Source organism: Deltaproteobacteria bacterium HGW-Deltaproteobacteria-4, assembly GCA_002841765.1.
GTDB lineage: Bacteria > Desulfobacterota > Desulfuromonadia > Desulfuromonadales > UBA2197 > UBA2197.
Map to the genome: position 1 here is coordinate 23,382 of PHAV01000004.1, position 21,912 is coordinate 45,293.

The 21,912-nt window shown below is 51.8% G+C and carries 24 protein-coding genes; 16 read left to right on the forward strand and 8 right to left on the reverse strand.

Features of this window, described 5'->3' with window-relative positions; translation table 11 throughout:
• Positions 1–168: 168 nt before the first annotated feature.
• The 7 genes from CVU69_03475 (at position 169) to CVU69_03505 (ending at position 6,115) form a co-directional block, all read left to right on the forward strand.
• Positions 169–1,179, forward strand: coding sequence for a capsular biosynthesis protein CpsI (locus CVU69_03475; protein ID PKN13070.1), 1,011 nt, complete (start codon positions 169–171; stop codon positions 1,177–1,179).
• A 21-nt stretch (positions 1,180–1,200) separates the two neighbouring features.
• Entirely contained in the window at positions 1,201–2,190 is a 990-nt protein-coding gene (galE, locus tag CVU69_03480; GenBank protein PKN13071.1) for a UDP-glucose 4-epimerase GalE, read from the forward strand.
• A gap of 92 nt (positions 2,191–2,282) precedes the next feature.
• On the forward strand, positions 2,283–2,666 hold the full coding sequence (locus tag CVU69_03485) for a response regulator (protein ID PKN13072.1): 384 nt from the start codon (positions 2,283–2,285) through the stop codon (positions 2,664–2,666).
• A 32-nt stretch (positions 2,667–2,698) separates the two neighbouring features.
• The gene (locus CVU69_03490) at positions 2,699–3,145 is read left to right on the forward strand and encodes a universal stress protein (GenBank protein ID PKN13073.1); all 447 of its coding nucleotides are present in this window, start codon (positions 2,699–2,701) and stop codon (positions 3,143–3,145) included.
• 149 nt (positions 3,146–3,294) lie between these two features.
• Complete coding sequence (locus tag CVU69_03495) at positions 3,295–3,771, forward strand: transcription elongation factor GreA (protein PKN13074.1); 477 nt, start codon at positions 3,295–3,297, stop codon at positions 3,769–3,771.
• A gap of 8 nt (positions 3,772–3,779) precedes the next feature.
• The gene (locus CVU69_03500; protein ID PKN13075.1) at positions 3,780–3,980 is read left to right on the forward strand and encodes a disulfide oxidoreductase; all 201 of its coding nucleotides are present in this window, start codon (positions 3,780–3,782) and stop codon (positions 3,978–3,980) included.
• An 11-nt stretch (positions 3,981–3,991) separates the two neighbouring features.
• Positions 3,992–6,115: a DNA helicase RecG gene (locus CVU69_03505; protein PKN13076.1), complete on the forward strand. Its 2,124-nt coding sequence runs from the start codon at positions 3,992–3,994 to the stop codon at positions 6,113–6,115.
• Positions 6,116–6,170: 55 nt separating this feature from the next.
• Here CVU69_03505 and CVU69_03510 read toward each other — a convergent pair whose 3' ends face one another.
• Positions 6,171–8,435 carry an NADP-dependent malic enzyme gene (locus CVU69_03510; GenBank protein ID PKN13077.1) on the reverse strand — a complete coding sequence of 755 codons (2,265 nt, stop codon included), beginning with the start codon at positions 8,433–8,435 and terminating at the stop codon, positions 6,171–6,173.
• A 185-nt stretch (positions 8,436–8,620) separates the two neighbouring features.
• Here CVU69_03510 and CVU69_03515 point away from each other — a divergent pair, with 185 nt between their 5' ends.
• Positions 8,621–9,025, forward strand: coding sequence for a PaaI family thioesterase (locus CVU69_03515; protein PKN13078.1), 405 nt, complete (start codon positions 8,621–8,623; stop codon positions 9,023–9,025).
• On the forward strand, positions 9,025–9,864 hold the full coding sequence (locus CVU69_03520; protein PKN13079.1) for an MBL fold metallo-hydrolase: 840 nt from the start codon (positions 9,025–9,027) through the stop codon (positions 9,862–9,864). Before CVU69_03515 ends, CVU69_03520 begins: the two co-directional genes overlap by 1 nt.
• A 79-nt stretch (positions 9,865–9,943) precedes the next feature.
• Here CVU69_03520 and CVU69_03525 read toward each other — a convergent pair whose 3' ends face one another.
• Genes CVU69_03525 through rsmD form a run of 3 tightly spaced genes read right to left on the reverse strand, consistent with a single transcriptional unit; the run spans position 9,944 to position 11,216 of the window.
• Positions 9,944–10,135 carry a disulfide oxidoreductase gene (locus CVU69_03525; protein PKN13080.1) on the reverse strand — a complete coding sequence of 64 codons (192 nt, stop codon included), beginning with the start codon at positions 10,133–10,135 and terminating at the stop codon, positions 9,944–9,946.
• A gap of 20 nt (positions 10,136–10,155) precedes the next feature.
• The gene (locus CVU69_03530) at positions 10,156–10,650 is read right to left on the reverse strand and encodes a pantetheine-phosphate adenylyltransferase (GenBank protein ID PKN13081.1); all 495 of its coding nucleotides are present in this window, start codon (positions 10,648–10,650) and stop codon (positions 10,156–10,158) included.
• The gene (gene rsmD / locus CVU69_03535) at positions 10,647–11,216 is read right to left on the reverse strand and encodes a 16S rRNA (guanine(966)-N(2))-methyltransferase RsmD (protein PKN13082.1); all 570 of its coding nucleotides are present in this window, start codon (positions 11,214–11,216) and stop codon (positions 10,647–10,649) included. Before rsmD ends, CVU69_03530 begins: the two co-directional genes overlap by 4 nt.
• A gap of 154 nt (positions 11,217–11,370) precedes the next feature.
• On the opposite strand from rsmD, the gene CVU69_03540 reads away from it, so the two are divergent.
• On the forward strand, positions 11,371–12,504 hold the full coding sequence (locus CVU69_03540) for a deoxyguanosinetriphosphate triphosphohydrolase (GenBank protein ID PKN13083.1): 1,134 nt from the start codon (positions 11,371–11,373) through the stop codon (positions 12,502–12,504).
• 67 nt (positions 12,505–12,571) lie between these two features.
• Here the strand turns inward: CVU69_03540 and CVU69_03545 are convergent, their stop codons facing one another.
• Genes CVU69_03545 through bioB form a run of 4 tightly spaced genes read right to left on the reverse strand, consistent with a single transcriptional unit; the run spans position 12,572 to position 15,951 of the window.
• On the reverse strand, positions 12,572–12,871 hold the full coding sequence (locus CVU69_03545) for a ribosome assembly RNA-binding protein YhbY (protein PKN13206.1): 300 nt from the start codon (positions 12,869–12,871) through the stop codon (positions 12,572–12,574).
• A gap of 28 nt (positions 12,872–12,899) precedes the next feature.
• Positions 12,900–14,249, reverse strand: a complete 1,350-nt coding sequence (bioA, locus tag CVU69_03550) for an adenosylmethionine--8-amino-7-oxononanoate transaminase (GenBank protein PKN13084.1) — start codon at positions 14,247–14,249, stop codon at positions 12,900–12,902.
• Entirely contained in the window at positions 14,250–14,963 is a 714-nt protein-coding gene (gene bioD / locus CVU69_03555; GenBank protein ID PKN13207.1) for a dethiobiotin synthase, read from the reverse strand.
• Position 14,964: 1 nt separating this feature from the next.
• Positions 14,965–15,951: a biotin synthase BioB gene (gene bioB, locus CVU69_03560; GenBank protein PKN13085.1), complete on the reverse strand. Its 987-nt coding sequence runs from the start codon at positions 15,949–15,951 to the stop codon at positions 14,965–14,967.
• 193 nt (positions 15,952–16,144) lie between these two features.
• On the opposite strand from bioB, the gene CVU69_03565 reads away from it, so the two are divergent.
• The 6 genes from CVU69_03565 to CVU69_03590 all read left to right on the forward strand — a co-directional run bounded on the left by CVU69_03565 (position 16,145) and on the right by CVU69_03590 (position 21,803).
• A complete protein-coding gene (locus CVU69_03565; GenBank protein PKN13086.1) occupies positions 16,145–16,711 on the forward strand; it encodes an XRE family transcriptional regulator in 567 nt (188 codons plus the stop codon).
• Between the two features lie 23 nt (positions 16,712–16,734).
• Positions 16,735–17,304: an XRE family transcriptional regulator gene (locus CVU69_03570; protein PKN13087.1), complete on the forward strand. Its 570-nt coding sequence runs from the start codon at positions 16,735–16,737 to the stop codon at positions 17,302–17,304.
• A gap of 17 nt (positions 17,305–17,321) precedes the next feature.
• Entirely contained in the window at positions 17,322–18,608 is a 1,287-nt protein-coding gene (locus CVU69_03575) for a hypothetical protein (protein ID PKN13088.1), read from the forward strand.
• A gap of 115 nt (positions 18,609–18,723) precedes the next feature.
• On the forward strand, positions 18,724–19,017 hold the full coding sequence (locus CVU69_03580; protein PKN13089.1) for an integration host factor subunit beta: 294 nt from the start codon (positions 18,724–18,726) through the stop codon (positions 19,015–19,017).
• Positions 19,018–19,212: 195 nt separating this feature from the next.
• Positions 19,213–20,913 (forward strand): Na/Pi cotransporter, encoded by a 1,701-nt coding sequence (locus CVU69_03585; protein PKN13090.1) that lies wholly within the window; start codon positions 19,213–19,215, stop codon positions 20,911–20,913.
• Entirely contained in the window at positions 20,910–21,803 is an 894-nt protein-coding gene (locus CVU69_03590; protein PKN13091.1) for an exopolyphosphatase, read from the forward strand. Before CVU69_03585 ends, CVU69_03590 begins: the two co-directional genes overlap by 4 nt.
• The last annotated feature ends 109 nt before the right edge of the window (positions 21,804–21,912 follow it).

A 21,912-nucleotide genomic window follows, 5' to 3' on the forward strand; every position in this document is an offset into this window, starting at 1 on the left:
TTAAATTCTTGCGGTCAGTATAATGCCCCTTGATTATTTGTGTTTCCCTCTATAGATTTATTAAGATCATTTTGCCACAAGAGAACCTTAACAATTCTAGCGGGAGTGGATGTCTCTACTGACACTATGCTCTGGTTGGATTTAGGACTTTTTCATAAAGGATAGTATATGAACAAAATTCTTGTAACCGGTGCAGCCGGGTTCATCGGTTATCACACTTGTCGGCAGTTGCTTGAATCCGGGTATGAGGTCGTTGGCATTGATAATCTTAATGACTATTACGATGTGAGTCTGAAGGAAGCACGCCTCACTCGACTGCATGGGATGCAGAACTTTTCATTCAGGCGTCTAGACCTTGCGGACCGAGCCGGGATGGATGAACTCTTTTTGTCACAAAAATTCGACACAGTCATTCATCTTGCGGCTCAGGCCGGGGTTCGCTACTCCATCCAGAATCCGCACGCCTACATCGACTCAAATCTGGTCGGGTTTATCAATATCCTCGAGGGGTGTCGGCATCATCAGGTGCAGCATCTGACCTATGCTTCTTCCAGCTCAGTTTATGGCGCCAACACTACACTTCCCTTTTCCATTCATGACAATGTCGATCATCCTCTCTCCCTTTACGCGGCAACAAAAAAAGCGAATGAGTTGATGGCACATACTTATTCGAGTCTGTATGGATTGCCGACGACCGGTTTACGCTTTTTTACAGTTTACGGTCCTTGGGGTCGTCCGGATATGGCCCTCTTCCTTTTTACAGATGCCATTATCAAGGGGCGTCCCATCGATGTCTTTAACCATGGCCAGATGCAGCGTGATTTTACCTATATCGATGACATCGTTGAAGGGGTTGTCCGAGTTGCTGCTCGTCCGGCGCAGCCCAACCCGGACTGGAGCGGAGCAACTCCCGACCCCGGTTCGAGCTTTGCCCCCTGGCGGGTCTACAACATCGGCAATCACTCACCGGTCGAACTTCTCCACTTTATTCACACGATTGAAGAGAAGCTTGGCCGCAAGGCCCAAGTCAACCTCCTGCCGCTTCAGCCTGGCGATGTCCCGGCGACCTGTGCTGATGTCGCTGATTTGATGCAGGATGTCGATTTTAAACCAGCAACTCCAATCGAGGTCGGCATCAATCGGTTTATCGATTGGTATCGCGATTATTACCATTGTTGATCATTGCGCGGAGAACAATTCATGGCAAAACTATTGGTCACCGGCGGCGCCGGTTATATCGGCAGCCATGTCCTGAAGCAGTTGATTTCTGCCGGACATGAGGTGCTGGTCTACGACAACCTTTCGACCGGGCACAAACATGCCCTACTTGGTGCTCCGCTGATTGTCGGCGATCTGGCCGATCGGGCTTTGTTGTCAGAGGTCTTTGCCCAAGGGAATTTCGCCGCTGTTCTTCATTTTGCAGCACATATTGTCGTGCCGGAGTCGGTGAGCAACCCCCTGAAATACTACAACAACAACACCAGAAATACCTTACAGCTTCTCGAACTCTGTCATGAATTCGGCATAGAGCGTTTTATCTTCAGTTCAACTGCCGCTGTTTATGGGATCCCGGAGACCGGCCAGGTGAACGAACTTTCCCCCCTGCTGCCGATAAATCCCTATGGTGCTTCCAAGATGATGAGCGAACGAATGTTGATGGATCTGAGTTCCGCCTCGTCGTTACGGCATGTCATCCTGCGCTATTTCAATGTCGCTGGCGCTGATCTGCAGGGAGAACTCGGACAGGAAACCCCTGAGGCCACTCATCTGATCAAGGTCGCTTGTCAGGCGGCTATCGGTATACGTCAGGGCATGAAGGTCTTTGGTGATGATTACGCCACTCCGGATGGCACCTGTATTCGCGATTATATTCACATTGATGATCTGGCCCGTGCCCATGTGGCGGCTTTGCATTACCTGCTGCAAGGAGGGGGATCACAGATATTTAATTGCGGCTACGGTCACGGCTCCAGCGTTGCTGAGGTCATCAGAGTGGTCAAACAACTATCCGGAGTAGATTTCCCGGTTGAACTGGACCTTCGGCGAGAGGGTGATCCTCCCAAGCTTATCGCTGCGAATGATAAAATTAAAAAGATACTCGGCTGGCTGCCGCAGAATGACGATCTCGAGCTGATTATTTCCAGCGCTCTGCACTGGGAAAGGGTCTGCGCGGACCGTGACATCAAATAGCGTTAGCAGACTTGTTTATGTTGACGAGTCGCAAATCTCTGTTATTTTTCTCAATGTGATTTTATATCGAGAAATAGAAAGCAGGGACTATTGTGGCGAGCGAACGAAAAACTGTTTTGATCGTTGATGATGAGGAGAATGCCCGTATCGGACTGTCCTGCTTTCTTTGTCAGGAAGGGTACGAAGTCGAGACCGCCAGTAATGGCGAAGAAGCTCTGGAGATTTTAAGGGAACATCCTCATACATCTTTAATCATCAGTGATATTAATATGCCGGGGATGAATGGCATGAGTTTGTTGCGCGAGGTGAATCGCCAGCATCCAGAGACGGCAATTATCATGGTCACAGCTTATGGTGAAGTTGAATCGTATATCGATGCGATGAATCTCGGTGCCTTTGAATATTTGCATAAACCTGTCCGTACTGACGAGCTCAAGCTTGCCATGCTCAAAGTCTTTGCCAAAACCACTAACTAAAGCTGCTAACTTTAAATAGAGAGGTAAGACCTATGAAAGCGATCAAGACCGTGCTCTTTGCCACCGATTTTTCTGCATCTTCTGACGAGGCATTTGCTTATGCGCTTTCCTTTACCCGTAGTTTCGGAGCCCGTCTTTTCTTGTTGCACGTAATCAGTGAACCAGTTGATATGCGAGGTTTTTACGTACCGCACATCTCGTTTGATTCTCTGGAATCAGAAATTATTGCTAGTGCAAAAAAGATGTTAAGCGATTTCTGTTCAGTACATTTAAAGGAGACCGACAATTATGCATATGACGTTGTCTCGGGTGTCCCCTTCGAAAAGATCATCGCTGTTGCCGAGCAGGAGCACGCTGATTTAATCGTTGTCGGGACCCATGGGCGTGGCGGTTTGGATCATCTTCTCTTTGGCAGCAACGCAGAAAAGATCGTCAGAAAATCGCCGGTACCGGTCTTGACGGTCAGGAAAAATGACTAAACGGGTTATGTGCATTTTAAAAACGTCTTGACGAAATGGCACGGGGTGTTTATTATCACCGCGGCTAAATCACTCCAGATGATTTAACGATTAACCGGGCGGGTTCTCCCCGCCCGTATATTTTCCAGCGTGTGAGGATTTTCAATTTCATGTCCCATTCCATACCGATGACCCCTGGTGGCTATCAAAGCCTTCAGGAAGAGCTGAAACGTTTAGTACGTTTTGAAAGACAGGCAGTGGTTCAGGCGATTGCCGAAGCCCGTGGTCATGGCGACCTGTCCGAGAATGCTGAATATGAAGCGGCCAAAGACCGCCAGGCATTTATTGAGGGTCGCATCAAGGAACTCAACGATAAAATCGCCCGTGCACAAGTCATTAATCCCGCAGACCTGGCCGGCAATAAAGTCGTCTTTGGTGCAACCGTCACCCTCTTTGATCCGGATACCGATACAGAGGTCACCTATCAAATTGTCGGTGAGGATGAAGCGGACATCAAGAATGGCAAGATTTCCGTGACCTCTCCGGTAGGTAAGGCGTTGATCGGTCATCTCCTCGACGAGGAAGTTCGTATCAAGGTTCCATCGGGAATCAAGATTTTCGAAATAACCAATATCCGTTTTGAATAAGTGAGGCCATGCTCGTGCCGATTCTTGATAAAAAGACCAATGTGGCGAAAATGCTGCAAGAATATCCGCAGACCGCGGAGGTTTTAAAAAAATATCGCCTCGGTTGCATCGGTTGTCACGGAATAAAACACGAAACCATCGAGCGTGGTGCCATTGCCCACGGCATCGATCTTAACGCGTTGCTGCATGATTTGAACGCTGCACTTTAAGAGGGGGGAGGATGTCCCCGACACAATCGAATCCACAAATTTTGGGCCGATCTCTCGAATCACTTCGCGGGGTCGGCCCAACCCTTTTGCAACGACTGCAGCGTCTCGGCCTGCGTACCGTTGACGACCTCCTTTTTACTCTCCCCAGTCGTTACGAAGACCGTCGCACCCTGCGCAGCATCGGTCAGCTTCAAGTCGGGGCGCAAGAGATCTTTCGTGCCTGGATCGTTAGCAGCGGCGAAACTCAGACCGGCAAGGGGCGGCGCTTGTACGAAGTGCTGGTCGGGGATGGCAGCGGTCAACAGGTAGCGCTGCGCTGGTTTCACTATCGCCTGGCTGCAATGCGCCAGCAGTACCAGGTCGGACGGCATCTCTACGTGATTGGCGAGGTGAAACGCTTTGGACATCTTCGCGAAATCCATCATCCCGAGATCGAGTTTATCGATGACCCGCAGCAAAAAAGCGATCTTGTCGGCCATATCCTGCCGGTCTATCCGCTCACGGAGGGGTTGACGCAACGGAGTGCTCGCAAACTCTGGCACAACGCCTGTACTCTTTACGCCCGCGAGGTCAACAGTGCGATTCCTTCGGATATTATTGCTAAACACGCTTTATTGCCCCTCGGACAGGCATTGCAGGAGGTCCACGCTCCTGACGATGCCAGTAATTTTATCGCCCTGAATGAAGGACGCAGTCCGGCCCGCCGGACATTGGCCTTTGACGAATTCTTTTTTCTCGAACTTGGTCTTGCCCTCAAGCGGCAGGGTCTGGCACTGGAAACCGGCATTCCCTTTACCATAACCCATCTTTTTACCAAACCGTTGGCTCAACTCCTCCCCTATAAACTCACTGCGGCGCAACGGCGGGTTCTTGGTGAAATTCGCGACGACTTGCTCCGACCGCAACCAATGAATCGTTTGCTGCAAGGAGATGTCGGCAGTGGCAAGACCATTGTCGCCCTGATGACGGCGCTTCTGGCCATTGAAAATGATTGTCAGGTGGCACTTCTTGCGCCGACGGAAATCCTCGCTGAACAGCATTATCGTCAGTTTGCTCCATGGATGCAGCAACTCAATCTCTGTTGCGCCCTCTTAACCGGTTCAACCGGGGCGAAGGAGCGGCGGGAGATTATCGCTGCAACCCAAAACGGTGCGATTCATCTCCTGGTGGGTACGCATGCCGTTCTGCAGGAAGGGGTCGAGTTTCAGCGTCTTGGCCTCGGTATTGTCGACGAGCAGCATCGTTTTGGCGTCCGGCAGCGCAGTCAGTTGCGCCGCAAGGGCGTCTCGCCGCACATTCTGGTCATGACTGCCACACCGATCCCCCGTACTCTCTCTCTGACCCTTTATGGAGATCTGGCTCTTTCAGTCATCGACGAACTGCCGCCGGGACGGACGCCGATTGTGACGCAGGTCTTTACTGAGGAGGGGAGGGGGCGGGTATACGAGATGATCCGCCGTGAATTAAGCCGGGGGCGGCAGGCGTATATTGTCTATCCTCTGGTCGAAGAGTCGGAGAAGGTCGATCTCCTTGACGCCGAGAGCGGGGCAGAGCGCCTGCAGAGGGCAATTTTCCCGGATTTCAAGGTCGGCCTTCTGCACGGACGACTGCGCGGGGAAGAGAAAGAAACGGTCATGACCGCTTTTGCTGCCGGAGAGATTCATCTGTTGGTCGCCACGACCGTCATTGAAGTCGGTATCGATGTGCCGAACGCGACGATCATGGTGATTGAACATGCCGAACGCTTCGGATTGGCACAGCTCCATCAATTACGCGGCCGGGTCGGACGCGGCGCTGCCGAGAGTCATTGCTTTATGTTGAAAGGGAGTCAGTGCGGACAGGATGGTGAGGAGCGATTAGCGGTCCTGGCGCGCACCAACGACGGTTTTCAAGTCGCCGAAGCGGATCTCAAGATCCGTGGACCAGGAGAATTTCTCGGCACCAAACAATCAGGCATCCCCGATCTGCGTGTGGCCGATCTTCTCCGCGACGGCCATATCCTTGAGGAGGCCCGCGCAGCGGCGTTTGCCCTGGCTGAGCGTCCGGATTTTTTGAGCAGTGATGAGTATGCGATAACCCGGCAGGAATTACGGGGGCGATGGGGAAGTCGTCTGGAATTGGCAGGTATCGGTTAACAGGGACGGCGCCCGAAAATTTCGAGCGCCGTCCTTGTGTTATGCACTGCAGAGATTATTTTTCGCGATCCGCTTGTTGGGCGTCAACAACAGCAATGGCCGCCATGTTGACAATATCGGCAACGCTGTCGCCGCGTTGCAGGATATGCACCGGTTTATTCATCCCCATGAGAATCGGGCCGACAGCTTCTGCACCACCGAGTTTATATAGGAGTTTGTAGGAGATATTCCCTGATTGCAGATCCGGGAATATCAGGACGTTAGCATTTCCTTTCAGGTCGGAGAAGGGGAACTGCTTTTCGGTAATTTCAGGATCCAGGGCGACGTTAGCCTGCATCTCTCCGTCAATGATCAGATCCGGAGCCGCCTCTTTAACCAGTTCTGTCGCGCGGCGGACTCGGTTGGTTAACGGATGATCGACGCTGCCGAAGTTCGAAAAGGAGAGCATCGCCACTCGCGGTTCCACATCAAAATCGCGCGCCTTTTTGGCAGCGAGGATGGCTGTTTCGGCGAGTTCTTCTGCAGTCGGCTCGATTGTGACGGTGGTGTCGGCACAAAAGACGACTTCCTTTTTGAAGACCATCATGTAGAGCCCGTGCACCTTGGAGAGCCCATCCTGTTTACCGATGATCTCCAATGCCGGACGGATGGTGTCGGGATAGTGATGATTGAGACCGGAAAGGAGGGCATCGGCATCCCCCTCCTGTACCATCATTGACCCGTAGTAGTTACGATTGCGACGAATCAGGCGGCGGGCTTCGGCCAGTGTGACCCCTTTGCGCTTGCGTAAATTAAAGAGATCCTCGATATAGCGGTCCGTCTGCGCGCTGCTGTTCGGGTTGATAATCTGGACTTCGCCGAGATCCAGTCCCAGACTGTCGATCCTGGTGCGAATCTCGGCTTCGTCGCCGAGCAGAACCGGGATGGCGATTCCTTCTTCAATAAGGATTTGCGCGGCGCGCAGGATCTTCTCTTCCTCTCCTTCCGGAAAGACAATCCGTTTCGGATTGGCCTTGGCCTTATTGATGAGCAGACGCATGATTTCCTTCGAGCGCCCCTGCAATGCTTCCAGGCTCTCCAGATAGCGGTTCATATCGGCGATCGGGCGGCGCGCCACGCCGCTGTTCATCGCTGCCTGTGCTACCGCCGGGGCCACATGCAGCAACACCCGCGGATCGAAAGGTTTGGGGATGAGATATTCACGGCCGAACTTGATTTCGACATCACCGTAAGCTTTGCGAACCGAGTCAGGGACATCCTGGCGGGCGAGATTGGCGAGGGCCATACAAGCGGCCATCTTCATTTCATCATTGATGGCGCTGGCATGGGTGTCGAGAGCACCACGGAAGAGGAACGGGAAGCAGAGGACGTTGTTGACCTGATTGTTGTAATCGCTGCGGCCGGTGCCGATGATGACATCGTCACGCACCGCTTTAGCATCGCTCGGCGTAATCTCGGGATCGGGATTGGCCATGGCAAAGATAACCGGATCGCCGGCCATGCTTGCCACCATTTCCGGAGTCAGGGCGCCTTTGGCGGAGACCCCGAAAAAGACATCGGCATCGACCATGGCTTCTTCCAGGCTGCGGGCGCTGGTATCGTTGGCCAAACGTGACTTGTATTCGTTCATTCCGTCGGTACGACCCTTAAAGATAACGCCCTTGGTGTCGCAAACGATCATCTTTTTCGGATCGGCGCCGAGGACCAGAGCCATATTGGCACAGGCAATGCCGGCGGCACCCGCACCATTGACGACGATTTTGATCTCGTCTATCTTCTTGCCTGTGATCATCAGAGCGTTGAGGAGTCCGGCGTTGGCAATGATTGCTGTTCCGTGCTGATCATCATGGAAGACCGGAATATTCATGATCTTTTGAAGCTCTTCCTCGATGTAGAAGCACTCGGGCCCCTTGATGTCTTCAAGGTTGATACCACCGAAGGTCGGCTCGAGAATTTTAACGGTCCGGATAATTTCGTCTGAATCTTTGGTGTCAAGTTCCAGGTCGAAGACATCGATATCTGCAAAACGTTTAAAGAGGATTCCCTTGCCCTCCATGACCGGTTTGCCGGCGAGTGCGCCGATGTCACCGAGACCGAGGACGGCGGTGCCGTTCGAGACGACGGCGACGAGGTTCCCTTTGGCTGTATACTTGTAAGCGTCGGCGGGATTCTTTTCGATTTCAAGGCAGGGTTCAGCGACGCCGGGGCTGTAAGCGAGGGCAAGGTCAAGACTGGTAGCGCACGGTTTAGTTGCGACCACTTCGATCTTCCCTTTGCGGCCGCTGCTATGATAATCGAGTGCATCCTGGCGTTTGGACATAATCTTATACTCCTCTTGGGTGTTTACCAAAAATAAAAATCTTCCTCGTTTCTTGCGCTCTTTTCCATGTAAAATCGATGAATCTTGATTTTATTTTATTTTAGATAAATAAATTTTTTTAAAATTATCTTTGCTTGGCTGCGTTGTCAAGGGAAAAAGATTAGACCTAACGAAAGGCTAAATCAATGGAAATATTGGACGACAATCATTGTTTTGTTTGCGGCGCATTAAACATGAACGGGCTACGGGTCAGGCCGTTGATCGATGCACCCAACCAGAGTGCCACCATGCGTCTCGCTATTCCGCGAGACTTTCAGGGGTGGCAGGGAATTGTTCATGGCGGCATCCTTGCGACGCTCCTTGACGAAACCTGTGCTTATGCTGCCAAGGGATTGGTGGCTCATGTTGTGACAAGCGAAATGACAGTGCGCTATAAAAAGCCGGTACCTCTTGAAACTGAATTGCTGGTCACGGCCACCGTCGTCAGTCGCCGCCGTAAAATTATTGAGGTGAAGGGGCAAATTGAAATTGACGGAGAGCTTTACGCTGAAGCCAATGCAAAGATGTTTATTGTCGCGGGAGAAAGCTAATGACAACGCGTATCACGATCCTTTGTGAAAACAGTGTCGCCCGACCGGGAGGTCTTATCGCTGAGCACGGTTTTGCGGCTCTAATTGAAACGCCACAGGACTCCATACTCTTTGATACCGGCCAGGGCTTCGGACTGCTCAATAATGCCCGCGAGATGAAGCTGGATTTACAGAAGATCTCATCTGTTGTCTTCAGTCATGGTCATTGTGACCATACCGGTGGTCTGCCGGTGCTCCTTGATCATCTGCAAAGACCGCTGAAGGTTGTAGCGCACCCGGATATTTTCAGTAGCCGTTACTGGCGGAGCAACTTTGAGCTGCGTCCGATCGGTATGGTGGCGCAACGTGCAGAGCTGGAAGCGCAGGGCGCTTCATTTTCTCTGGGTTGTGACTATCAAGCGTTGACGAAGGATCTTTATTGCAGCGGTGAAGTGATACGGCTGACGGATTTTGAGATCGGCGATCCGCACCTGGTAGTTCCGGACAGTCACGGTGGTTATAGTCCGGATCCGCTCCGTGACGACTTCTCTCTGGCGCTGACCACCAACAAAGGATTGGTTATTCTCCTCGGTTGTGCGCATGCCGGAGTGATCAATATTATCGAGCAGTTTCGGGAGAAAAGCGGTGAAGAGAGGATTTGTGCCCTGATCGGCGGCACCCACCTTGGTCCGGCCTCAGAAGAGCAATTTCAGGCGACCGTGACCAAACTTAAACGGTATCACATTGGCAGGATTGGTTTGTCGCACTGCACTGGATTAAACCGTGGCGCGCAGCTTTTTCAGGAATTTTCCGGACGCTCTTTCTTCGCCGCCACCGGGACGGTCCTCGAATTTCCCTGAACACCGCACTGATCAGTGGCGGACAAGGCTGGGGGTCAGCAATTCCAGACGGATTCAATGCTGCCCTTTGCTGTAAAGATCACCTCAACACAGAGTTAAGTTCTTTCAGAAGTTGTTCCACATCGACATGGTGCACACCCGCACCGTGTTCCAAGGCTTCGAAGGAAGCAATCTGGCAACCGACACATTCGAGACCAAAGCGGGTAAAGACCGGAATTGTTTGCGGGTAACGTTGAATGATCTCTTCAATCGTCATCTCTTTGCTGATCATGGGCCGGTCTCCTCGGAATCTTACGGTAGTTTTTTCGTAAATTTGGCTTCGAGAGCTTCTCGAACCGGTGGCGGGACAAAAGTTTCGATTGGTCCGTGCAGGGCGGCCACTTCTTTGACGATGGACGAACTGAGATAGCCATACGGAACCGAAGTCATCATGAAGAGAGTTTCCACCTCTTTTTTGACAGTGTGGTTCATCTGCGCGATCTGAAATTCATACTCAAAGTCGGAGACAGCCCGCAGGCCGCGGAGAATAACGCGCGCATTATTCTCGACAACATAATCGACAAGGAGGCCATCAAAGGTGCCGACACGCACCCGCGGGTTGTTCCCGACGACACGCTGAATCATGGCAGTCCGTTCTTCAATGCTGAAGAGGGCCTGCTTGCCGGAGTTGCGGGCGATGGCGACGATCAGTTCGTCAAAGACTTCAAGGCCGCGATCAATGATGTCGAGGTGACCGTAGGTAATCGGATCAAAGGATCCTGGATAGACGGCGATGTGGTGTTTCATGCCGGCGATGTCGTCCTCTCAAAAAAAGTGATGGAACTGACGCCATAATGGCGCTGGTCAGTACGGAGCAGGGAACCGATCTTTTCGGGGAGAATCTCCCCTTTGGCTGTTTCAACAACGATGATCCCTATGGTGCTGAGCAGTTCAAGGGCGGCAATTTGCATCAATGTGGCCTGCGCCAGGCCCTGAGCGTAAGGCGGATCGAGAAAGATCAGCTCAAAGGGGCCACTTTTTACCGCAAGCGGCAGCGCTGCCGGGAGTTCGCCACGCAGAACCCGGGCACTATCCTGCATGCGGCAGCCCTCGATATTGGTCTGGATGATTTTGATCGATTCCGGATGGACCTCCAAAAGAAGAGCGCTTTGAGCGCCGCGACTCAATGCTTCGAGGGCGAGGGCGCCGGTCCCGGCGAAAAGGTCGAGAACTTTGCATCCCTGCAGGGAACCTAGGCGACTGGTCAGGATGCTGAAGAGAGCTTCCCGTATCCGATCGGCCGTCGGTCTGACTTGAGCGCCAGCGAATTCGACCAGTTTCTTGCCGCGTGCCCGGCCGCTAATAATTCGCAATCTCTGCCCTTTCCAATCTTTTTAAAAGCTTACAAAAATTAACACACCCCCCTGAAGGCGTCAACCGCCGATTCCGGCTTGATTCCCCGCCGTGGTAAGGCTATAACTTTTCGTAGTATCAGCTGATTACGATTGAAGGAGTGCAGTTTTCCTTATGGAAAGACCCGATCTTGCCCCTTACGCAGCCCGCAGCAGTGAAAGTCTGGGACGGACTCACCCGGAGCTGCTCAAAGATGATCGTCCGGCTTTTGAACGGGATCGCGATCGCATTATCCACTGTGCAGCCTTTCGTCTTCTCGAATATAAAACCCAGGTCTTCGTCAATCACGAAGGGGATTATTACCGTACCCGTCTCACCCACTCGCTGGAGGTAGCACAGATCGCCCGTGGTACTGCCCGACGCCTGCAGTTGAATGAAGATCTTGTCGAGGCGCTGGCTTTGGCACACGATGTCGGCCATACGCCCTTCGGTCATACCGGTGAAGAAACCTTGAATCGTTTGATGGTCGATCATGGCGGCTTCGAGCACAATCGTCAGTCGCTGCGGGTTGTCGAGACCCTTGAAGAGCGCTACCCCGCGTTCAACGGGCTCAATCTTTCTTGGGAAACGCGCGAGGGGATCATCAAGCACTCATCGGAATATGACGGCGGCCGTTCTCCGGAACTGCAGGATTACCACCCGGAATGGCGACCGACCCTTGAGGCGCAGATTATCGATCTTGCCGATGAAATTGCCTATAATAATCACGATATTGATGACGGCATCAAGGCCGGCCTCATCTGTCCCGCGGAACTTGATGACATCACTTTGTGGCGTGAAACCTCGGAAATTGTCGACAGCAAATATCCCGGTTTACAGCAGGAACGTAAAATCTATCAAACCATCAGCCATCTTATCGGCGTCTTTATCGATGATCTGGTCGCGACGACGCGCACCCGTCTCGCCGATCTCGATATCATCACTCTCGATCAGGTCCGGCGTCAGCCAAAAAATCTCATCTGTTTCAGCGGTGATCTCCAGAAAAAGAATCGCGAACTCAAACAGTTCCTTTTCCAGCATCTTTACCGCCACCACAAAGTTGAACGGATGAGGATCAAGGCGGATCGCTTTTTAACCCAGCTCTTTCAAACTTATTGTCAAAACCCGACCTTGCTGCCGCGCCCATACCAGCAAAAATTCGATCTTTACGGACGGGAGCGGGTTATCTGCGATTATATCGCCGGCATGACCGATCGGTTTGCTCTCGACGAATATCAGCGCCTTTTTGATCCCTACGAACGCAGCTAAAGAAGCGACACAACGCAAAAGGCCGTCCCTCTGGACGGCCTTTTGCGTTGTGTTTTGAAAAAACGACTTATGGCAGGATGATCTTCTTTTCTTCCGCCTCACGATACAGGAGGAAGGTCTTGCCAAGGATCTGCGCGATTTGCGCGTCACTCTTTTCTGCGAGTTGAGCTGCGACTTCGCGGCGGTCGAGTTCGCACCCTTCCTGAAGTCTGACCTTGATCAGTTCATGGACTTTAAGTGCCTCGTCAGTGCTACGCAGAACGGCGTCGCTAAGTTCGCCGCGACCGATCATGACGATGGGGTTGAGATGATGTCCGAGTCCGCGCAAAAAGCGGGCCTGTTTGCCAGTGAGAGCTTTAGTTGCCATAATATTTGTCTTGTCCTTGGAAAGCATTTTATGGGTTGGTTACTGTAAGGAGCGCATCATAGGCGATTTCCAGCAACAAATCCAGCTCTTCTACTTTGATCGTCAAGGGCGGCATAAAGTAAATGACATTCCCCAGTGGCCGTAACAGCGCGCCGCGTTGCAAGGCCTGCTGGTAAACCTGATAGCCGCGTCGTTCCTGCCAGGGATATCCGCTCCTCGTCGCCTTGTCCTGCACCAGTTCAATCGCCGCCACCATGCCGCAGCGGCGGAATTCTCCGACATTTTCTAATGCTGAAAAATGAGAAGCTGCGGCGTCGAAGCGGGCCATCTTTACCGGCAGTTGCCCCAGAATGTTCTCTTCGGCAAAGATCTTTTGTACTTCCACTGCCAAAGCGCAGGCCAAAACATTCCCGGTATAGGAGTGGGAATGGAGGAAGGCTTTCATCGTCGGGTAGTCGTCGTAGAACGCCTGATAGATCTCCTCGGTGCTTAAAACCACTGAAAGGGGGAGATAGCCGCCGCTGATTCCTTTGGAGAGGCAAAGGAGGTCGGGGCCGATGCCGGCATGTTCATTGGCGAACATCTTGCCGGTGCGGCCAAAACCGACGGCGATCTCATCGGCGATATAGTGGATCGCTAGGCGGTCACAGAGGATTCGCAACTTTTGCAGGTAACGTGGCGGGTAGATCCGCATCCCGGCAGCGGCCTGAATCAGCGGTTCGACGATGATCGCAGCGATCTCATTCTGTTTCGCTTCCGCAATCTGTTCAAGGGCGGCAAAACATTCAGCGTCGCAACTGTCGCGGTACAATCCGTAGGGGCAGCGGAAACAGTCCGGACCCGCTGCTTGCAGAGTATCGAGGAGGAGTGGTCGGTAGACGTCACGGTAGAGTTCACAGCCGCCGATGGCCAGGGCGCCAAGGGTCTCGCCGTGGTAGGCCTCACTCAGGGAAAGGAAGCGTCTCTTATTGGGTTTACCGGTCTGCTGCCAGTACTGAAAGGACATCTTCAGCGCTGCTTCGATGGCTGAGGAGCCGTTGTCGGCAAAGAAGACGCGGGAAAGATTTCCCGGCGCCAGGGTGCAGAGACGCTCGGCAAGTTCCACCGCCGGCTGGTGGGTGAAGCCGGCAAAGATGTGGTGACTGATCCTGCCAGCCTGTTCGTTCAGGGCGTGATTGAGGCGGGGATGATTGTGGCCGAAGAGGTTGACCCACCACGAAGAGACGCCATCCAGATAGCGCTTGCCATCGACATCGATCAACCAGGAACCTTCGCCACGGGCGATGGGGATCGGCGGCAGGAGTTCGTGATCCTTTTCCTGTGTGCAGGGGTGCCAGACGTGGGCGCGATCAAGGCGGATAAGTTCGGCTTTAGTCATCTAAATTCCGATTGCCGCAATAAGCCAGGGGAGGGATGGCAGGGTTTTGAGGGCGGCACTGAGGGTGAGAACCTTGTCCCGATCAGCACCGTCCACCTCCGGCAGGACTCCGAGGATATCGGCCGAGGCGAGGGAGGAGAGGGTATGCGGCGCCGTTTCCGCAGCTTCGTCCGGCTGAGCCGGCATGCGGTTGATCATGTAACCGGCCACCGGAATTTCCATCTGCTGGGCGGCAAAGATGGTCAGTAGAGTCTGGTTGAGAGTGCCAAGTCGGGCGGTGGTCACGACCAGCAGGGGGAGTCCGATCGCTTTGGCGAGATCCGCCATCAGCAATCCGCCGGACAAGGGGGTCATCAGCCCGCCGGCGCCTTCGATGATAAGAAAATCGTGGCGCTGACCTAGCTTTTGCGCCGTCGCGACCAGTCTGGCAAAGTCGATGAAACATTTTTCCTTCTCTGCTGCTTGTGCTGGCGCCAGGGGAGCGCGTAAACGGTAGGGAGAAATCTCCTCCACAGGGTCTTGGCTGCTGGCGGCCCATTGCAGCAGACTACCATCGTCGCCAAGGCACGACGGGTCGCTGACACCACTCTCGGCCGGCTTCATTACGCCGACTTTGAGACCGCGTTCTGTTAAGAAATGCGCCAATGCTGCACTGACCATGGTCTTGCCGACGCCGGTGTCGGTGCCGGTGACAAAGATCCCTTTAAAGGGCAGATTAACGGCAGACATTGACACTCACCTCGGCATCACGGAGCATTTGCAGATCTGTTTCACGATCGCGACCAGTGGTGGTGAGGTAGTTGCCGATCATGGTGCCGCTGGCTCCGGCCATGAAGATCCAGGACTGGAAATCGCGCAGGTTCTGTTCACGACCGCCGCAGATGCTGATCCTTTTTGTCGGGTGGACAATGCGGAAGAGAGCAATAATGCGCAGGCAGTCAAGAGGGGTGAGCTGCCGAAGATCGGCTAAAGGCGTCCCAGGGATCGGATTCAGGAAGTTAAGGGGGATGGAGTCGACATCGAGCTCACGCAAGGTCAGACAGAGTTCAACCCGCTGTTCCAGTGATTCACCGAGACCGAAGATGCCACCGCAACAGACTTTCATTCCTGCCGCCTTGGCGACCTGTACGGTCTGCACATCTTCTTCGTAGTCGTGCGTGCTGCAAATCTGCGGGAAGAATGAGCGCGCTGTTTCGAGATTGTGATGATAGGTGACGCAGCCAGCCGCAGCCAAAGCAGCGGCGTTGGCGGGGTCGAGAAGGCCGAGGGAGGCGGAAGGGTCGATGACAGTGGTGGTGCGGATATCGCGCAGGGAAGCAAGGATGCGCTCGAATTCTTCCCCGGCCTTGACCCGGGTGCCGCTGGTGACAATGCCGTAACAGTGCGACCCCTCGCTGGCCGCCTGCCGCGCCCCCTGGACGATCTCTTCCTGTGATTTGAGCGGAAAGACCGGGGCAGTGCTGGTGTGGTGGCTCGACTGGGCACAGAAAGCACAATTTTCGGCACAGCGCCCGGATTTAGCGTTGATGATCGAGCAGAGTTCTATTGTGTTGCCGAAAGATTCTTCACGTAACGCCTGGCTAACCGCAAAGATGGCCGTTAAATCCGCACCCTGCGAGTGTAAAATCTGCAGTGCTTCGTCATGAGAAGGGGCGATCCGTTGTTTGGCTTTTTGATAAAGAGTCGAAGGGAATGAAAACATTAGAACATCCAGTCTGTTTGTTGAATTTATCTTTCAAAGATTACATGCAGTGAAATCCACTTGTCAACCACATTTGCTTTTACTGGTTTACAATCAGGATTATGAATGATTAAATTTAAATTCCTGCTATCTGGTTGACTGTCATTAAATGGAATGATAAAACATCATTCTAAATTCTTGCATTGGTGGTGCTATGATCAAAAGTATTATCGGACAGAAGCTCAAGGCGACCCGCCTGAAAAATGACATGACGATTCAGGAGTTGGCGAAACGTGCCGCGGTTTCATCCAATATGATTTCACGCATAGAGCGGGGTTTGACAACGCCGTCGGTGGAAATTCTTATGCGTCTTGCCTCCTCCTTCGGCATGAGTATGAATTTTTTCATCGAAGAAGCAGAAAAAGGGTCTACGCTCGTGCATACCCGGAACGGGCAGGGGGAACCGATCTTCTTCTTTGAGGACAAACATCAGATTTTCAGTCTCACGCAAGGCATTCGTGATCCGGGATTTTCTGTTTTTATCGATATCCTCGAAAAGGGATGTAATAGCGGGGAGGGGGGGATGGTTCATTCCGGCGAGGAGTTTGCTTATGTCCTGGAAGGGTCGGTGGCATTTTTTGTCGATGAAGAAGAATACCTTGTTAATGTCGGTGACTCGATCGCCTTTAAAGCTTCTCGACCACATCGCTGGAAAAATTTGAGTCCGGGCCGTGCCCAGGTTCTCTGGGTCGTTTCACCTGCCCCCTCGGTGTCGCGTTAAACCTTTTTTGACTGGCTGACAAAATGAAACTTAAAAAAATTATCGGCAAAAAACTCAAAAATATCCGTTTGAAGCGTAATTTGACCATTCAGTCATTGGCGGAGCGTTCACGAGTTTCATCCAATATGATTTCGCGCATTGAGAGAGGGTTGACAATCCCCTCAGTCGAAATTCTGATGAAGTTGGCGAGCGTCTTTGATAAAAGTATTAATTATTTTGTCGAGGAAGTTTCGCACACGCATGAAATCGTATATTCACGTCCGGGGCAAAGGGATACGACGATTTATGATGATCCCTCTGAAAACATGCGGACCGAGTCGTTTACTTCCGGACTGCGCGACCCGCAATTCATGTCTTTTTTTTGTACGATCAAGGTCGGAGGGAGCAGCGGCGAAAAGAATATGTACCATCCAGGGGATGAATTGATATATATTATGCAAGGCCAGTTGTCGTTAACCATTGCCGATGAGACGCATGAACTTTATGCTGGCGACAGCTTGTCCTTCAAGTCACATCTCCCCCATCGTTGGCATAATTCAGGAAATGGTGAGACCAAAGTAATCTGGACTCTTTCGCCCTTTACAACACTTTAGCGCAGGCAGGAAAAAACATGTCATTTTTCTCGCGTTGGTTTGGCTCCTGTAATCCACTGGATGAAATTCGCAAAGCTTCAAATCAGGAGCGTTGGGCTGATGTTCTCAGTTTTGCATCGGCATTAGAGGATAATTCTTTGCCGGCCGGTGATCAAGCAGAGCTGCGCGAGCTTGTCGATGTCGCGGCTGAAAATTTGTCTCGTATCAATTTTGAGGAAGGTTTAGCTTCTCTGCGTGCCGATGATTTTCGTCGTGGTATCGAGCATTTTGATCTTGCCCGGCAGTTGGTTCGTTCCTGTGCGCTGCGGGAATTAATAGATGCTGAATTTTTACGTATCGGCGGTGGCAATACTGTTTTATCGGACAATATACCAGCACAGAAGGCCACTGTCAGCAAGCGCAGTTGTTCCTCTTCCTGTTGCGGAACGGTTGATTCAGGTGCTGTGGCGCCGACTGAGCTTGCAGGTGCTTTTGATGAAGAAACCCGTTTTGAACTGGTGCTCACTGCTTACCCGGTTGATCTGCGTCCCCGTTACCTGGAACTTTCAACACTGATGCGGCAAGCCATCCTTCTGGCGCATGAGGAGAGTGATGATGAAGCGTTAGCCCTCTTCTTGAAGGTACCGGCAAATGAATATAATGATATATTTTATTATGAATCTGGGACGCTCTTTGCGCGCAGAAAGCAATATTCCGAGGCCGTAAAGGCTTTGCAACAGGCGATAAGTTTGAATCCGGCTTTTGTCCTTGCCGCACTGACCCTGGTTGATCTTCATATCGGAAACCAGAATTTCGCTGCTGCGGGTAATTTGTTGTCACAAATGCTCAAGGCGAATTGCATGCCCGATTATTGCCATGCGCGCTTTGCGGTCATTTGTCAGGCGCAAGGGGATTCAGCCAAAGCCTTTGAGCATGCAACTGAGGCTTTAAGACTTGGTCATAACGAACCCGAGCTCATGGTCTTTGTTGCACGCACCCTGGAAGAGCAGGGCCGTATTGATGAAGCGGAAAGAGTTTTAAGTTCAATCCCGGTAGGAGGAGGCTGTTCCGGTGGCGCCAATGTCGAGCTGGCAGATTTTTGGTTGCGACACAAGAAAAACTTGCAGAAGTCTCTGGAAATGTTTAAAAATGCAGCCAAGGGAGAACCGACAAACCCGTTATGGGGTTATCACATTGCCCGGGTTTATTTAGCGCTGGGATGGACAAAAGAGGCAAAGCAGATACTTCGGGCTTTTGTTGAAGCTGATTCGATAGACGGATCATTACGTGAAAATGCCATCCAGTTACTCAAGGGCAGTGCTTGATTTTTTTTAGTTTATTCACCTTTCTGTTGACAGTTTGACGCTTTAAGCTATTCTTGAAAAAGTTTAAAATTATTTTCCTTCCGGCCATCTAATTCTTCAGATAGGGGTGAAAAAGATGAATAAATCAGAATTAATCGAGGCGCTGGCGAAAGAAAAGGAATTAACCTACAAAAGATCAGAAGAGATCGTCAATACGATATTTTCTGCTCTGTCCAAAACATTGATTGACGGGGGGAGAATCGAAATTCGCGGTTTTGGTAGTTTTGTTGTCAAAGACTACAAATCCTATCAGGGACGTAATCCTAAAACAGGCGAATCGATTCACGTTGAGCCGAAGAAACTTCCCTTTTTTAAAGTCGGAAAAGAATTACGCGACCGGGTCAACGGAGAGGATTTCCAGGCGAGATAAGTTTCGTGCCGATAGCAAAAGAGAAAGGTTTCAAATTAAAGTAAGGGATCGACGAAAGTCGGTCCTTTTTATATGCGGTTACTTTTGTTCGTATGGTTGATTTTCTTTTCTTGAATGCTATAAATTACCGAAAATACACAGGAGATCAATAGATGGTCTTTTCATTTCTCTCTATAAGATTATGAAGTAACTCCGGTGCTCAATTCCCTTCCCGTGCTTTCGCATGCCTCTTTTTTTGCTTTTATTGGCGGCTTGATCCTTTTCTTCTTTGGTTTGACGCGAACGACGGAAGGGATGCAAAATATTGCCGGTGGACGTCTGCGTTTTATTATTGCCGGACTGGTTAAAAATCGTCTGAAAAGCTGCCTCTTCGGTCTCACAATTACTTCGCTCACCCAATCCTCCGCAGCCACTGCTGTCTTGACTATCGGCTTTGTCAGTCATGGGATTATCTCCCTGGTTGATGGTATTGCTGTCGTTCTTGGTGCGAGCATCGGTGCAAGTCTTATTTTGCAGTTTATAGCTTTTAATCCCGGCTGGATGCTCTTCCCTCTCCTTGTTGTCTCCGTTTTTTTGCGTTTTTTTGCTCGCCAGACCTACCTCCGTGATGCGGCCTCCGTCCTCTTCGGGTTGTCGTTGTTAATGCTCGGTTTGGCGATGATGACGTCATCTTTTGAACCGCTCCGGGACAATCCCGCCTTTGGCCAGCTCATTAGTGTTCTGCAGAATCATCTCTGGTTAAGCGTTGTCTGTAGCGCGCTTTTGGCGGCTCTGGTGCAGAATTCTACTGCCGTTATTGCTTTGATCATTGCTTTAGGTGCCAGTGGCCATCTTCATTTTGCCTCCGGAGTTGCCCTGATCCTTGGTGCCAATATTGGTTCTTGTGCACCAACGATTATTGCCGCTATTCACGGGTCTCTCGCTGCTCGCCGCGTAGCGGCCGCGCAATTCCTGATTGTCGTTGCTGCGGCCGGTGTTATTGCACTTCTCTTTCCTTATTTTATCGGGATTATCTCTTTTATTTCCCCCGGCGATGCAGATTATGTCGTGACAACTTTTGAGCAAACACAGTGGTACCAAGTATCACTGGGACAAAAACCCTTTATTACCCGTCACCTTGCTAATGCCAATACCTTTTTTGCCCTTTTTGCCGCTCTCTTTTTTCTTCCGTTTCTGCAGCAGATTACGCGACTGACGACATACTTTATCCGCGGGAGAGAGACGGTCAACGAGTATGGGCTGCAATTTATCGATTATCGGGTACTGAACACCCCGCCCATTGCTTTGTCCCAGGCGCGCTCGGAATTGCGCCGCATGGCGCAGACGGCGCAGGCTGCGCTCCATGAAACCAGGCTTTATCTCGGCGATCAGAAGTCCGAGAGGTTACATAAACTCACCCGCTATGAAAATCTCCTCGACCTGTTGCAAAAGGAGTTAATCAGTTTTCTCGTTGAGTTATCGCATCGTTTCTCATCCTATACATCAGCGCGCGAAGTGGCCCTGATGATGCACATGGTTGCCGATTTTGAACGAATCGGTGACCATTGTCAGACCCTGGTTCGTCTGTCGCTGCGTAAACAGGAATGGCAGGTGGTTTTTTCTAAAATTGCCCGGCGTGAACTCGATGCTCTCGCTGTTGAGACGGTTGCATTTGTCGATTATGTTGTTGGGGCGCTGGATACCGGTGCCGATGACGTCCTGGCCGAGGCCCAAACCCGAGAGAACTTTATAGATCGCAGTGAAGAAAAGATGCGCAATGACCACCTGCAACGACTGACAACCGGTGAATGTGCGGTTCGTCCCGGCCTCATCTATATCGATATGATTCAGGCCCTTGAAAAAATTTCCGATCACGCTTTCAGTGTTGCCAGGTGTCTCAGCGGGGATAAAAAGTGAAGGCGGCTATCGACATCGGCAGTAATTCGGTGCGGTTGCTGCTCGGCGAAGTTGTTGGCGAACAAGTCGTTCCTCACCAATACTTTCGTCACATCACCCGGCTTGCGGGCGGATATGATCCTCAGTCAGGGCTCGCTGCCGCAGCGCGGGCGCGGACCCTGTCAGCCCTTGAAGCCTTTGCACAACTTCTTGACCAGACAAAGCCGGTTTGTACCCGCGCAGTCGCCACCGAAGCCGTTCGTCGCGCGGTTAATGGCGAGCAGTTTGTTGCTGATGTGCTGGCGCATACCGGTATTTCTGTTGAAATTATCAACGGGGACGAGGAGGCGGCCTTGAGTTCGGCCGGGGTTCTTTCCGGCCTGCAACCGCCACCGCTAGAGGCACTGATTTTTGATATCGGCGGTGGCAGCACGGAACTTATTGTCATCAAAGACCGGCAACGTCTTTGGCAGAAGAGCTATCCTTTGGGCGTCGTCAGTCTCGCAGAAACGCCCAATCCTGAGTTGGTGATTGCAGAGATGCTGGCCGTTCTGGCTGACGATCTGCGCGTTGCCGGTTTTCATTCCCTCCTCGCCGGCGCAGATTGTGAACTGGTAGGGACGGCAGGGACAGTGACAACCCTGGCCGCCTTTGATCTCGCCATGACCGAGTATGACTGGCAACGGATTAATAACTATTTGTTATCCCGGTCCGCTCTGCTTTCCCTGTATCAGCGTCTCCTCCCTTTATCTGCAGCTGAACGTGAACTTCTTCCCGGTATAGAAAAGGGCCGTGGTGATTTGATTGTCCATGGCGCTGATATCGTCCTGGCTCTTATGCAATTATTGGACAAGGATGAGTTGCGGATCAGTGATTTCGGTTTGCTGGAAGGGACCCTTCTTTCCATGTGATGAAATGGATTTCTCCTTTAGCTAAACATGTTGAGTATCATCGTTCGGGCCGGTTCTCTTGATTGACAACCAGGCCCGTTCTTGATTAATATGCCGTTTCATTTTCAGC

Coding starts and splice junctions, on each gene's coding strand:
- CVU69_03475 (PKN13070.1), top strand. CDS start 169: ATGAACAAAATTCTTGTAACCGGTGCAGCCGGGTTCATCGGTTATCAC.
- CVU69_03565 (PKN13086.1), top strand. CDS start 16,145: ATGATCAAAAGTATTATCGGACAGAAGCTCAAGGCGACCCGCCTGAAA.
- CVU69_03545 (PKN13206.1), bottom strand. CDS start 12,871: ATGGCAACTAAAGCTCTCACTGGCAAACAGGCCCGCTTTTTGCGCGGA.
- bioB (PKN13085.1), bottom strand. CDS start 15,951: ATGTTTTCATTCCCTTCGACTCTTTATCAAAAAGCCAAACAACGGATC.
- CVU69_03500 (PKN13075.1), top strand. CDS start 3,780: ATGCTCGTGCCGATTCTTGATAAAAAGACCAATGTGGCGAAAATGCTG.
- CVU69_03530 (PKN13081.1), bottom strand. CDS start 10,650: ATGAAACACCACATCGCCGTCTATCCAGGATCCTTTGATCCGATTACC.
- CVU69_03495 (PKN13074.1), top strand. CDS start 3,295: ATGTCCCATTCCATACCGATGACCCCTGGTGGCTATCAAAGCCTTCAG.
- CVU69_03520 (PKN13079.1), top strand. CDS start 9,025: ATGACAACGCGTATCACGATCCTTTGTGAAAACAGTGTCGCCCGACCG.
- CVU69_03515 (PKN13078.1), top strand. CDS start 8,621: ATGGAAATATTGGACGACAATCATTGTTTTGTTTGCGGCGCATTAAAC.
- CVU69_03580 (PKN13089.1), top strand. CDS start 18,724: ATGAATAAATCAGAATTAATCGAGGCGCTGGCGAAAGAAAAGGAATTA.
- CVU69_03575 (PKN13088.1), top strand. CDS start 17,322: ATGTCATTTTTCTCGCGTTGGTTTGGCTCCTGTAATCCACTGGATGAA.
- CVU69_03540 (PKN13083.1), top strand. CDS start 11,371: ATGGAAAGACCCGATCTTGCCCCTTACGCAGCCCGCAGCAGTGAAAGT.
- CVU69_03510 (PKN13077.1), bottom strand. CDS start 8,435: ATGTCCAAACGCCAGGATGCACTCGATTATCATAGCAGCGGCCGCAAA.
- CVU69_03570 (PKN13087.1), top strand. CDS start 16,735: ATGAAACTTAAAAAAATTATCGGCAAAAAACTCAAAAATATCCGTTTG.
- CVU69_03505 (PKN13076.1), top strand. CDS start 3,992: ATGTCCCCGACACAATCGAATCCACAAATTTTGGGCCGATCTCTCGAA.
- CVU69_03525 (PKN13080.1), bottom strand. CDS start 10,135: ATGATCAGCAAAGAGATGACGATTGAAGAGATCATTCAACGTTACCCG.
- CVU69_03490 (PKN13073.1), top strand. CDS start 2,699: ATGAAAGCGATCAAGACCGTGCTCTTTGCCACCGATTTTTCTGCATCT.
- galE (PKN13071.1), top strand. CDS start 1,201: ATGGCAAAACTATTGGTCACCGGCGGCGCCGGTTATATCGGCAGCCAT.
- bioA (PKN13084.1), bottom strand. CDS start 14,249: ATGACTAAAGCCGAACTTATCCGCCTTGATCGCGCCCACGTCTGGCAC.